General features: G+C 40.2%; 10 protein-coding genes and 2 pseudogenes. 10 read left to right on the forward strand and 2 right to left on the reverse strand.

Annotation, left to right across the window (positions count from 1 at the left end):
* Nucleotides 1-178 precede the first annotated feature (178 nt).
* The 6 genes and pseudogenes from C9414_RS21285 to C9414_RS04380 form a co-directional block, all read left to right on the forward strand.
* Nucleotides 179-1,069 (forward strand): annotated as a pseudogene (locus C9414_RS21285) (HAMP domain-containing protein); the annotation flags it as partial.
* A complete protein-coding gene (locus C9414_RS21290; RefSeq protein ID WP_404841321.1) occupies nucleotides 1,064-2,014 on the forward strand; it encodes a methyl-accepting chemotaxis protein in 951 nt (316 codons plus the stop codon). The pseudogene C9414_RS21285 and the gene C9414_RS21290, both read left to right, overlap by 6 nt.
* Nucleotides 2,015-2,328: 314 nt before the next feature.
* Nucleotides 2,329-3,225 (forward strand): annotated as a pseudogene (locus tag C9414_RS21295) (HAMP domain-containing protein); the annotation flags it as partial.
* On the forward strand, nucleotides 3,217-4,164 hold the full coding sequence (locus C9414_RS21300; protein ID WP_390273532.1) for a methyl-accepting chemotaxis protein: 948 nt from the start codon (nucleotides 3,217-3,219) through the stop codon (nucleotides 4,162-4,164). The pseudogene C9414_RS21295 and the gene C9414_RS21300, both read left to right, overlap by 9 nt.
* 164 nt (nucleotides 4,165-4,328) lie before the next feature.
* Nucleotides 4,329-6,320 carry a methyl-accepting chemotaxis protein gene (locus C9414_RS04375; RefSeq protein ID WP_107163133.1) on the forward strand — a complete coding sequence of 664 codons (1,992 nt, stop codon included), beginning with the start codon at nucleotides 4,329-4,331 and terminating at the stop codon, nucleotides 6,318-6,320.
* Nucleotides 6,321-6,410: 90 nt separating this feature from the next.
* Entirely contained in the window at nucleotides 6,411-6,935 is a 525-nt protein-coding gene (locus C9414_RS04380) for a type 1 glutamine amidotransferase domain-containing protein (RefSeq protein WP_039181039.1), read from the forward strand.
* A 72-nt stretch (nucleotides 6,936-7,007) separates the two neighbouring features.
* Here the strand turns inward: C9414_RS04380 and C9414_RS04385 are convergent, their stop codons facing one another.
* Complete coding sequence (locus C9414_RS04385) at nucleotides 7,008-8,000, reverse strand: Gfo/Idh/MocA family protein (protein WP_107163134.1); 993 nt, start codon at nucleotides 7,998-8,000, stop codon at nucleotides 7,008-7,010.
* Between the two features lie 197 nt (nucleotides 8,001-8,197).
* Here C9414_RS04385 and C9414_RS04390 point away from each other — a divergent pair, with 197 nt between their 5' ends.
* The 4 genes from C9414_RS04390 to C9414_RS04405 all read left to right on the forward strand — a co-directional run bounded on the left by C9414_RS04390 (nucleotide 8,198) and on the right by C9414_RS04405 (nucleotide 11,402).
* Nucleotides 8,198-8,581 carry a DoxX family protein gene (locus C9414_RS04390; protein WP_047203971.1) on the forward strand — a complete coding sequence of 128 codons (384 nt, stop codon included), beginning with the start codon at nucleotides 8,198-8,200 and terminating at the stop codon, nucleotides 8,579-8,581.
* Between the two features lie 73 nt (nucleotides 8,582-8,654).
* Nucleotides 8,655-9,797 (forward strand): AI-2E family transporter, encoded by a 1,143-nt coding sequence (locus C9414_RS04395; protein WP_041088540.1) that lies wholly within the window; start codon nucleotides 8,655-8,657, stop codon nucleotides 9,795-9,797.
* A gap of 127 nt (nucleotides 9,798-9,924) precedes the next feature.
* Complete coding sequence (locus C9414_RS04400) at nucleotides 9,925-10,758, forward strand: undecaprenyl-diphosphate phosphatase (RefSeq protein ID WP_039183288.1); 834 nt, start codon at nucleotides 9,925-9,927, stop codon at nucleotides 10,756-10,758.
* Nucleotides 10,759-10,928: 170 nt separating this feature from the next.
* Nucleotides 10,929-11,402: a hypothetical protein gene (locus tag C9414_RS04405; protein WP_024423274.1), complete on the forward strand. Its 474-nt coding sequence runs from the start codon at nucleotides 10,929-10,931 to the stop codon at nucleotides 11,400-11,402.
* A gap of 35 nt (nucleotides 11,403-11,437) precedes the next feature.
* On the opposite strand, the gene bioB is transcribed toward C9414_RS04405, so the two are convergent.
* Nucleotides 11,438-12,433, reverse strand: coding sequence for a biotin synthase BioB (bioB, locus tag C9414_RS04410; protein WP_047203972.1), 996 nt, complete (start codon nucleotides 12,431-12,433; stop codon nucleotides 11,438-11,440).
* Nucleotides 12,434-12,555 lie beyond the last annotated feature (122 nt).

The raw sequence follows: 12,555 nt of genomic DNA on the forward strand, positions 1-12,555 counted from the left end.
GAAGTAAAGGGGGAAAGTTAAAATGGGAAAAATGATCCAATGGTTCAAAAAACCATCCATTTCAAAAAAATTAATCATTGCCTTCTTGGTAGTTCTTATCCTGCCGACCGTGGCACTGACAATTAGTGCGTTTTTTACATCAAAGACAGAGCTAGACAAACAGATTATGGGCAGTGCGATGAGTCAGGTCAATGCATTTGATACCTTAATCAATGAGAATATTGGAAACAAATCAGATGCTGTGACACTGTTCTCAGATTCACTCAAAGCGTCTAATCTTCAAGAAAAAAATAGAAATGCGACCATTAAAGAACTACAGCAATTTGGAAAAATTAATGAAAAAGATGTTTCTGCGATCTATGCAGGCTCTGAAAAGGGATTGTTTATGCAATACCCAGTTCAAAAGATGCCGGATGGCTACGATCCAAGAGAACGTCCTTGGTATCAAGAGGCATTGAAAGCAGAAAACGGCAAACAAGTCATCACAAAACCATATGTAGCAGCATCCACAGGCAAAATGGTGATCACAATTGCCCAAAAAACGAAAGATGGTTCAGGTGTCATTGGTCTTGATATGGAAATTGACAGCCTGCTCCAAAAACTAAAAGAAATCAAAATTGGGCAAAAAGGCTATGCTTTCATGATGGAGAAAGATCAAACGGTTTTAGCAGATCCAACCCAAAAGTCAGGAAGTCAGGTCAATGAGAATCTGGCCAGTATTATTTATAAAAACAAAGAAGGAAGCGGCAGCTATACCCTCAAAGGAACAGATAAAAAGGTTGCATATGTCACCAATGAATTAACCGGCTGGAAAATTGGTGGAACGATGCTCGTATCTGAAGTAGAAGAAGCGGCAAAGCCCGTTTTCAATACAGCCATTATCGTATTCAGTATCACACTCGTTGTAGCAGGAACCCTCATTTTCTTTATCGTCCGCTCTATTTCAAAAAGATTATCCAATCTTGCCCGCTTCTCGAAAAAAGTCAGCGATGGTGATTTGCGCGATAAACTTCAGATCCAGTCAGATGACGAAATTGGACAAGTTGGTAAAGGCTTTAATACGATGATTGATTCATTGAGATCCCTCATTGGAGCCGTTCAAACTTCAGTCGAAAATGTCGCATCTTCATCAGAAGAACTGACTGCCAGTGCAGGACAGACAAGTAAAGCAACTGAGCATATTACACTAGCCATTGAACAATTCTCCAGCGGAAATGAAAGCCAAAATGATAAAGTCGAATTGAGCTCAGTCGAGTTAGAGGAGATGAACCGTGGTCTTCAAAATATGAATGAATCGGCTGAATCTATTACGGCTTCATCGATCAAATCAACAGATATCGCAGGAGAAGGCGGCCAGCTTGTTGAAAAAACGGCTTCTCAAATGAATGTCATTGATCAGTCCGTGAAAAAAGCAGAGAACGTCATCAGTGCGCTTGAAAATAAATCTAAAGACATTACCCAAATTCTCGGTGTCATCAATGGAATTGCTGATCAAACGAATTTACTTGCACTAAATGCAGCAATTGAGGCAGCAAGAGCTGGTGAATCTGGCAGAGGATTCTCCGTTGTAGCAGAAGAAGTAAGAAAACTGGCGGTTCAATCTGCCAACTCGGCAAAAGAAATTGAGAATTTGATCAAAGAAATCGTGCAAGACATCGACGTATCCCAGGAAGTATTCACTGCGGTGAATCGAGAAGTTCAATCAGGCCTAAGCTTCACCGAACAAACGAGAGTAAGCTTCCACAATATTTTCGAAATGACAAAAGAAATTTCTAACCAGCTTCAAACAATGAATCAAACCGTTGTCCAGCTTTCAAAAGGCTCTGCACATGTGTCGGAGGCTGTTCGTGAGATCGCAGACGTATCACGTGAAAGCTCAGCAAATATTCAAGACATTGCTGCTTCAGCAGAAGAACAGCTGGCATCAATGGAAGAAATTAGCTCATCCTCTGCCACACTCTCTTCGATGGCAGAAGAATTACGCGATTTAATTAGCAAATTTAAGGTTGAATAGACATGAAGAAAAGAGCCTCCAGTTAGAGGCTCTTTTTCATTGAGTGAATCAAAAGAAACGGGTAATTGTACTTATTTTTTGGTTTTTTTGAACATTATTCCTTGAAAAATAATTCATATTACCTAAGAATAGAAGAGAAAGACCACAAATCATAAATCAAAAGGAGTAGAGAAATGAAAAAAATCAACTTTTTTAAGCACTTTACGATGTCGAAGAAATTAATTACTGCATTCTTAGCGATTCTCCTAGTGCCAATTCTCGTATTGGCCGCATTTTCTTATGAAGTGGCATCAAAGTCTCTCAATGATGAGATTATGTCTAGCGCTGCAAATGGTGTTCAACAATTAAACGAACTCATTAATAAAGATATACAGCCTAAAATTGACATTGTTTCATACTTATCCAAATCGGTCAAAAAGAGTGAATTGGCTGCTAAAAACAAAGATTTACTCAAAGTGAAATTAGAGCAATTATCGGAAACAGATGACGATGTAGTAGAAGTATTTGTTGCAGATCAAAATGGTAAACTAACTGAATATTCCGAGATACACAAAGATAATGCAAAGAGCGCAAAAAATGAACCATGGTTTCAGCAATCGATGGGAGATAAGAAACTCATTATTTCAGATCCTTTTACAAGTAAGTCATCTGATGACCTGCTCATCACAATATCAGAACAATTAGCAGATGGATCTGGTGTGATCGGGGTAAATGTACGATTAAATACGGTTATAAAAGATACAAACAGCATCAAAATTGGCCAAGAAGGCTATGCGTTTATCGCCACCTCAGATCAGCGTTATGTTGCCCATAAAACCGATAAGGCTGGGACAAAGCTGACTGGTGACTTTATCTCGAAATTGTATGATAAAAAACAAGGCAGCTTTGAATATGAATACAATGGCCAGCCGAAGCAAATGTTTTTTGACACAAATGAAGCAACAGGCTGGAAGCTTGCTGGAACGATGTATGTGAATGAAGTAAAAGAAGCCGCACAGCCAGTGCTCGACTTAACAATGATCATCCTTGCGGCTGCGATTGTCATTGGCGGAATCGCGGTTTATTTTATTATTAAATCGATTCGAAAGCCACTGATAGAGCTCTCTGAATCGGCTGAGAAAATCAGTCAAGGTGATTTGACCCAGCATATTGAAGTTCGTACGCACGATGAAATTGGTAAACTAGCACAAAGCTTTAACGACATGTCAGCAAAGCTGAAACAAGTCATTCAAGCTGTTCAAAATTCGATTGAAAATGTGGCTGCTTCGTCTGAAGAGTTAACGGCAAGTGCAGGACAGACAGCTCAAGCGACCGAGCATATCACATCCTCTATTGAACAGTTCTCAAACAGCACTGAACATCAAAATGATATGATCGAAAAAAGCTCAGTCCAGTTAAACGAAATGGATCGCAGCCTATCGCATATGGTCGACACGACCTCTCATATGATGGAATCGTCGATCGAATCGAGCAAAACCGCTCAGGCTGGAGGAGAACTCGTTCAAAAAACAGCAGGTCAAATGCAAACCATTGAGCAGGCAGTAAAAGAAGCAGAGCTTGTCATTGCAGGTTTAGAGCAGAAATCAAAGGATATTACAAATATTCTGGGGGTCATCAACGGTATTGCGGATCAAACGAATCTCCTTGCTTTAAATGCTGCGATCGAAGCTGCACGAGCAGGTGAAGCAGGCAGAGGTTTCTCTGTTGTCGCAGAAGAAGTCCGCAAGCTGGCAGAGCAGTCAGGAAGCTCTTCAAAAGAAATTGAAAGCCTGACGAACGAAATTGTGGAGGAAATAGAAAAATCGCAGAAAATGTTTAAACAAGTAGCAGGTGAAGTACAGTCTGGATTAAACATTACAGATGAAACAAAAGTGAGTTTTGAGAAAATCACTGAAAAAACATCAGAAATGACAGAACAAATGAAACAAATGAACGGATCAGCCAAAGAGCTATCGCATGGCTCAAATGATATTTCTCATGCGGTGAATCAAATCAAAGAGCTCTCAAGAGAAAGCTCAGCAGGCTTCCAAGATATCGCAGCTTCAGCAGAAGAACAGCTTGCATCTATGGAAGAGATCAGTTCTTCCTCTGCCACTTTATCTCAGATGGCAGAAGAACTAAGAGAGCTCATTAAACAATTTAAAATGTAAGAGAGTAGCGAAACACCTGACGCCAAAACGTCAGGTGTTTTTCCATTCAATGCATATAAATTGGGTAATTTGGACTTAATTAGACTTTAATAAGTTAAAAAAGTAAAGAACCTAGTAGTACTTCCGATATATATACTATCTTACTAAAAGGAGTTTTCTTTTTTATGAAATTCATACAGTATTTCAGAAAGCCATCTATATCAAAAAAGCTCGTATTCTCTTTCTTATTTATTCTTTTATGCCCAATCATCGTATTGGCATTCTCTTCATATCATACGGCAAGCACCTCCTTAAATGATCAAATTATGCAAAGCGCAAAGGAAAATGTAGAGCAGCTAGATAAAAATATTACGAAGGTTGTAAAAGTGAAAACAGACGCAGCCGATTTCTTTAGCAAATGGATCACGGAGAAAAAGCTCAAGCAAAAAGGAACGACCGAAATTCAAGGACGCTTTGAGCAGTTTATGAGTATGAATGATGACACAGAAGGCATTTTTGTCGCTTCAAGTGACGGCAAAGTGTTTTCAAGATATCCTAATAAAAAAATGCCTGCAGGTTATGTCGCAACTGAGCGGGATTGGTATAAAGACGGCTGGGCGAAAAACGGTGAGCTGTCTGTTTCAGCACCATATGCAACGGCTTCGACCGGTACGCTTGTGGTCACAATCTCTAAAAAACTAGAGGATGGATCAGGCGTTATTGCGATGAACCTAGACATTGCGAATCTAGTAAAAGAGTCCAATAGCATTAATATTGGGAAACAAGGCTATGCCTTTATTTCAAGTCCAGATCGCACATATGTGGCACATCCAAAGAAAAAAGCTGGAACCAAATTATCTGGTGATGAATGGTTAGAAAAGCTGTATTCACAAGATAAAGGGTCTATGAGTTATATGTTTGAAGGGAAAGAAAAGCAAATGGAGTTCACCACAAACAAGGCGACTGGCTGGAAAATTGCCGGTACGATGTTTGTCAGTGAAGTAGAAGATGCTGCACAGCCAGTCTTTAATATGGCCGCCATCATTTTAGCCGGCGCGCTTATTATAGGTGGAATTCTGATCTTCTTTATCATCCGTTCCATTACAAAACCACTTTCCACTCTTGTCTCTTCTTCGAAGAAGATCAGTCAGGGAGATTTGACAGAAAAAATTGATGTCAGGTCAAAAGATGAAATTGGACAGCTTGGCACAAGCTTTAATGAAATGAGTGAGTCTCTAAGAGATGTCATTCAAGCTGTACAAACATCTGTTGAAAATGTCGCTTCATCATCTGAAGAATTGACGGCAAGTGCAGGTCAAACAACAAAAGCAACCGAACATATTACATCGTCTATTGAAACATTCTCAAACGGCAATGAAAATCAAAGTGAAATGGTGGAGCAAAGCGCAGTTCATTTAAAACAAATGAATGAAGGACTGAACGAAGTTGCCGAAACGTCTGATGTCATCACATCGTCATCTGTTCAATCAAAAACAGTTGCAGAAACAGGCGGTCAGCTTGTGGAGCAAACTGTCGGCCAAATGAAGACGATTGACCATTCAGTGAAAGAAGCTGAAGGCGTGATCAACGGACTAGAGCATAAATCAAAAGATATCACAAACATCCTAGGCGTGATTAACGGCATAGCGGATCAAACGAATTTACTTGCACTAAACGCCGCTATTGAAGCAGCACGTGCAGGCGAGTCAGGTAGAGGCTTCTCTGTTGTTGCGGAAGAAGTGCGTAAACTAGCGGTTCAATCATCAGATTCAGCAAAAGAGATTGAAAAGCTTGTGAATGAAATCGTCTCTGAAATTGAAACATCTCAAAATATGTTCAAAGCAGTGAATGAAGAAGTAAAGAACGGTCTTACTATTACAGATCAAACGAAAGAAAGCTTCTCACAAATAAATGAGCAAACAGCGGAAATAGCAGCAAGAATGAATGAAATGAATACAACAGTGCGCGAGCTGTCGAAAGGATCTGAACAAATTTCTAAAGCAGTGAATGAAATTGCAGATGTATCAAGAGAGAGTTCAGCAAGCATCCAAGATATCGCAGCTTCAGCAGAAGAACAGCTTGCTTCGATGGAGGAGATTAGTTCTTCATCCACGACTCTTTCCCAAATGGCGGAAGAATTACGCGATTTAATTAAAAAATTCAAGATCAGTGAATAAGGTCAAGTGGTTCTCCTCGAGGGGAACCGCTTTTCTTTTTAAGAGATCATCTCGTACAATAGAGGAAATTGAAAAAAGAGGAGAGATAGTATGCGCTTATTAGATAAGAAGGTCATTGCGTTTGTCAGTGATGATTTTGAAGATTTAGAGCTGTGGTATCCGGTTCTGCGTTTAAGAGAAGAAGGGGCGACTGTCCATCTTGTAGGTGAAAAAGCAAATCATGAGTACATCGGAAAGTATGGTGTGCCGGCGGTATCTGATGCAGATTTTTATTCCATTCAAGCTGATGATTATGATGCTGTGCTTGTCCCTGGTGGATGGGCGCCTGATAAACTGCGCCGCTATCCAGAAGTATTAGACATCGTCCGTACATTTGATGCGAAGGCAAAACCAATCGGGCAGATTTGCCATGCCGGCTGGGTGCTGATTTCAGCAGGAATCCTGAAAGGCAGACAAGTGACAAGTACACCTGGTATTAAAGATGATATGACAAATGCCGGTGCGGACTGGTTCGATGAGGCGGTCGTCACAGATGGCCACCTCATCTCCAGCAGACGTCCGCCGGACCTTCCGCCGTATGTGAAAGCATTTGCGGATGTGTTAGCGGCAAAATAAGCGACTGATACGAAACGTAAAAAAAAAGGGCGAACCAAAAAATAATTCGCCCTTTTTTCATCATTTCATTCCCTATACATTTTGTCTGTCGGCAGGATACATTACGCCCATTTGTCTTCTCGCTTCGTCCATGACGGACATGGTTTGAACAGATAGCGCAAATGTATTGACTGGCGACTGCCCCATTCCCTGCTGAATACATTCAATAAAATGATTGATTTCATAAGACATAGCTGGCTGATCATCTTTGAGCGAGATGTCAGTTTGATGTCCGTCACGGTCATGTATCGTGATTCGTGAAGGCCGGTGGAATTGATCAATCACCATCGTGGCATCCTCGCCTTGAATTTCAGCCGATAAATGAGACGTTGAAATTTTAGAATGAAAAAGAAGTGCTTGATGCCCGTCATACTGTAAAAGGACTGAACCATTCCCATCCACACCAGAAGGAAGCTTATAGCCTCTCGCGGTGATTTGATTCGGCAGACCAAATAAGGATATGACTGGGTAAACGAGGTACACCCCGATATCCATTAAAGAACCATTGGATAACTCCGGCTTAAAGGCATTTGGAAGCTCGCCATTTCGATAGGCATCGTATCTTGAGGAATATTTACAGTAATGCGCGACCACTTGCCTGATAGGTCCAAGCTGATCAAGGTGCTGTTTGATTTGCAGAAAGTTTGGCAGAAATGTCGTTTTCATCGCTTCCATCAAACACACTTGATGTTTTTTCGCTGCGGCAATCATTTCTTCCACTTCTTTTCGATGAGAGGCGAATGGCTTTTCGCATAAAACATGCTTTTGATGCTCCATCATCAACATGGCTTGCTCTTTATGAATGGCATTTGGACTCGCAATATACACGGCATCGAACGCATCACTTTCCGCCATTTGTTGTAAGTTCGTAAAAACCGTCTCAATTCCGTATTTTTCGGCAAAGGCCTGTCCTTTTTCAGCGGATCGTGAATAGACGGCTGTACATGTAAAATCAGCGATTCCTTCACCAGCTTGTAAGAACCGATCTGTAATCCAGTTCGTTCCGATGACAGCAAATCGAATCATGTTATTCCCTCCTTCTGCTTTCCTCTGATTATACATGCTTTGAAAGCGTTTGTATGAAAGAATATTCTTTTTATTGAAAAGCGGATGAAACCTTTATATAGGCTGATGCGTCTTACATAAAGGATATAAATGTACGAAAAGTGGGTAGTTTCTTCCTTCTTCGGGTAATACTCAGGATAGAAGGGAGAGGAGGAAACATGAAGCGCGTCCTGCATATAGGAAGTACATACACCTTTGCGCTTTTATTCATAGCGGCTGGTATTTTTCATGTAATAGAGCCAGGCGGCTTTGCTCGCATGATGCCAGGCTGGCCATTTCCATATGTAATGGTCTATGTGACTGCATGTATTGAATGGCTGCTGGCCGTGCTGCTGCTTTTGCCAAATGTCAGGATTGCAGCGGCAAAATCCATTGCTGTCTATCTTGTACTCATTTTCCCTGCAAACTTATTTGCCGCTCGTGAGGGAATACCATTTCCGGGTCAAGAAAAGACAGAACAAGCTTTGCTATGGATAAGACTTATTGGACAACCGATTCTCATTGTATGGGCGATGTCTATTGCAAAATGGGAAAAAAGCTGAAACAATAACCACCATATCATGATCAAGTAGTGTACAATTTACTCCTAAAATAGCCCGTGTTTGGAGGAACAATATGAATTCTATGCAAATGTGGAGCAGTCGATTTAGAAAATTTTTTCTTGATAACAAGTTTGTTCTCTTTTTACTCGTCCTGTTATTAATCGGATTGAATATCCTTGTTTTCATGAAAACATCATTTATTTTCACACCGCTCATTGTACTCGTCAAAACCATTGCCTTACCGATTATTTTAACGGGGGTCGTGTATTATTTATTAAATCCAATTGTCAACTTGTTAGAGAAAGCAAGAATCAAGCGGATCTATTCCATTTTGCTTTTATATATTGTCATTATTGGGATTATTACAGTGACCATCGTGTCTATTATTCCTTTTTTACAAGCTCAAACCATGAGTCTATTTCATAATCTTCCGAAATACGTCGATACGGTAGAAGATCAAATTAGACAATTAACAGGAAGTAACTTTATTAATCAAGTGCAAAAAACGATGAACTTTAACGTGTCTGAATTGGTAAGTAAAGCATCTAGTCAAGCGACGAAGATTTTGGAAAGCACCTTTACTGGTGTAGGAACATTCTTAGGGGCGCTCACAGAAGTTATCATCTCGATCGTGACGGTGCCGTTCATTCTGTTTTATCTATTAAAAGACGGCAAAAAGCTGCCTGACTATTTCTTGAAATTCATTCCAAATAAAATGAGAGAACATACACATATCGTGCTTCACGAAATGAACCACCGTCTGAGCTCGTATATTCGCGGACAGATTATTGTCAGCTTCTGCATCGGTGTTCTTCTGTTAATCGGTTATATGATCATTGGACTTGACTATGCGCTGCTGCTCGCTATCATTGCGGCATGTACAAGCGTAGTGCCTTACCTTGGTCCAACAATTGCGATTACACCAGCGATTGTGATTGCCCTTGTGACATCTCCAGTGATGCTGTTAAAACTTATCATTGTTTGGACAGTTGTTCAGCTCATTGAAGGGAAATTTATTTCTCCTCAGGTGATGGGGAAAAACCTTCATATTCACCCAATTACGATTATTTTTGTTCTATTAACAGCTGGTAAATTATTCAGCGTAATCGGCATTATTGTCGCTATTCCGACGTATGCCGTTCTGAAGGTTATCACAACCCACTTGTTTGATTGGTTCAAAATGCGATCCAATTTGTATAAAGAAGAAAAGGTTTGATGTCATAATCTTTTTTTGAAAAAAATATAGTATCATAAAGACGAGCTTTCGATAAAGGAAGCTTGTCTTTATGTGGACATAGATGTTTGGCGTGTTCAAAAGATCAGAATTGAAAGGAAAGAAAATCATGAATCTATGGGATTTATTCGTGGCACTGGTTTTAGGAATTGTCGAAGGATTAACAGAGTACGCACCTGTTTCATCTACAGGTCACATGATCATTGTCGATGATCTTTGGCTAAAATCAAAGGAAATTATTACACCAGAAGCGGCTAACACATTTAAAGTCGTGATTCAGTTAGGCTCTATTTTAGCGGTCATGATCGTGTTTAAAGATCGTATTTTAAACTTATTGGGCTTAAAGAAAAATATCACCGAAGAACAAAAGCGCAGCGGGCATAAGCTGACCATCGCCCAAATTGCTGTTGGACTTGTTCCAGCCGTCATTTTAGGATTCTTATTTGAAGATTATATTGATAAATACTTATTTGACGTCAGAACGGTCGCTGTCGGTTTGATTTTAGGGGCAGTGCTGATGCTTGTCGCTGACTGGATCAATAAACGGAAAACAGAAACAAGCTCTGTCGATAACATGACGTACAGACAGGCGCTTTATATTGGACTGTTTCAATGTTTGGCATTATGGCCAGGCTTCTCGCGCTCAGGTTCGACGATCGCAGGCGGGGTTATTCTTGGTTTGAATCACCGTGCTGCGGCAGACTTTACATTTATCATGGCGATGCCGATTATGGCGGGAGCAAGCTTGTTAACCCTTGTGAAAAATGCCGAATATTTAACAACAGACATGCTGCCATTCTTTATCGTCGGCTTTGTGAGTGCGTTTGTTGTGGCTCTCTTTGTTGTTCGATTCTTCCTAAAACTGATCAATAAAATCAAACTGGTGCCTTTTGCGATATACCGAATTATCCTAGGTGTGATTTTATTTATCCTGTTCATGTAATACTGTAAACTACTCTTTTATAAAGAGTAGTTTTTTGTTATTTCGCCTAATTAAACAGTAAAAACACCCTCTTAATTGGTAGAATAAGAATTTTTTTCATAAATTAGTGTTTAAGAGATAGAGAAAGGGGTAGTACATAAACATACCAATTAAAGGAGGAGTTAGAAATAATGAGAAAAACAAGTAAAATGTTTGTTGGTTCTGTCATCGCTACGTCAATGATTGCTGCCCCTCTATCTCTTACGACTTTTGGTCAAACGGCTGAAGCTGCTACAACAACAGGTGTTGATGGAAGTGTCTCAATTGATCCAGTAGCCATTGCCGATAAAATTGAACAAGCAGTAAAATCATCTCAAAATCGTGATGGATTCGTAAAAAACGCGGCATACAGTGCGTTCTATGAAGCAGGTCAAAACTACAACGTAGTTGTCCAAAATTTAAGCCAAGATCACGACTTTAGCGGTCTGAACAATGTTGTCTACTATGATAGTGTTGAATATGACGGTATTACGTTTGGTATTTGGGTATTTGAAGATGGTACGTTTGTCAACAATGGTGACGGTGGATATATTAACTGGACGTTTGTTGGCAGCTTTGACCGAGAAGATGGAAGCGGAACTGTCGATTTTCATAAAAGATTCTAATCTTAGAAGTCTGCCGGTGAATCGGCAGACTTTTTTTATAACGCACATTCTTCTATTTCAAACCCTAAATCTTCAATGATGTGATGATCCGTTTGAACTTGCTGGCCTTTTGTTGTTAAATAATCACCAACGAAAATCGAATTTGCCGCATAAAGTGCGAGTGGCTGGAGTGTCCGTAAATTAAACTCTCTGCCTCCGGATACCCGAATTTCCTTTGTTGGATTGACAAATCTCATCATTGCCAGCACTTTCAATGCTTTGATCGGATGTGTCCGTTCTTGATGCTCAAGCGGTGTTCCTTCAATGGCATGAAGAAAGTTGACTGGAATTGAGTCCGCATCTAGTGCTCTAAGCGCAAAAGCCATTTCAACGATTTGCTGATTGGTTTCACCCATTCCAATAATGACCCCTGAGCATGGTGACATGCCAGACTGTTTGACCTGCTCAATGGTCGACACGCGGTCATCGTATGTATGGGTTGTCGTAATGTGAGCATGATGTTCATGATGTGTATTGATATTGTGATTATACCGATGAACACCTGCTTCCTTCAGCCGCTTCGCTTTGTCTTGATTTAATAACCCAAGACAGGCACACACCTTCAAAGGCATCGTTTCAGTGATTTCCTTTACTGCTGCTGTAACTTCATCTAATTCCCTATGAGAAGGCGCTCTCCCGCTTGCCACAATACAATAAGTCCCGGCTTTTCTTTTGAGAGCCTCACGCGCCCCTGCCACAATGGTTTTTTGATCAAGCATTGTATATCTTTCAACCGGTGCTTTTGAAATCATCGACTGTGAACAATATCCACAGTTCTCAGGGCAATATCCACTTTTTGCGTTAAAAATCATATTTAATTTCACCTTTTTTTGAAAAAAATGAAATCGTACTTGATAGGCTGCATGCATAATAGGTAACAATTCACTATCGTCAGCTTCAAGAATGTCTAAACCCTCTTGCACCGTGATCGGTTCATTTTTCATGGCCTTCTCCGCTATAGCTGCCCAAGACAAAGACAGTTGCTCTTTCATCATTAATGCCTCCTTTAATATGTTAACTTATTTTCATTAAAAGTTAACATATTAGAGAGGTATTGGCAATCACGAATCAGATGAAATCAACTTTAAACACCAAAAGGCGATGACTCCATGTC

The sequence above is a fragment of the Bacillus sp. Nf3 genome, from assembly GCF_003028545.1.
In the GTDB taxonomy this organism is placed as follows: Bacteria; Bacillota; Bacilli; order Bacillales; family Bacillaceae; genus Bacillus; species Bacillus safensis.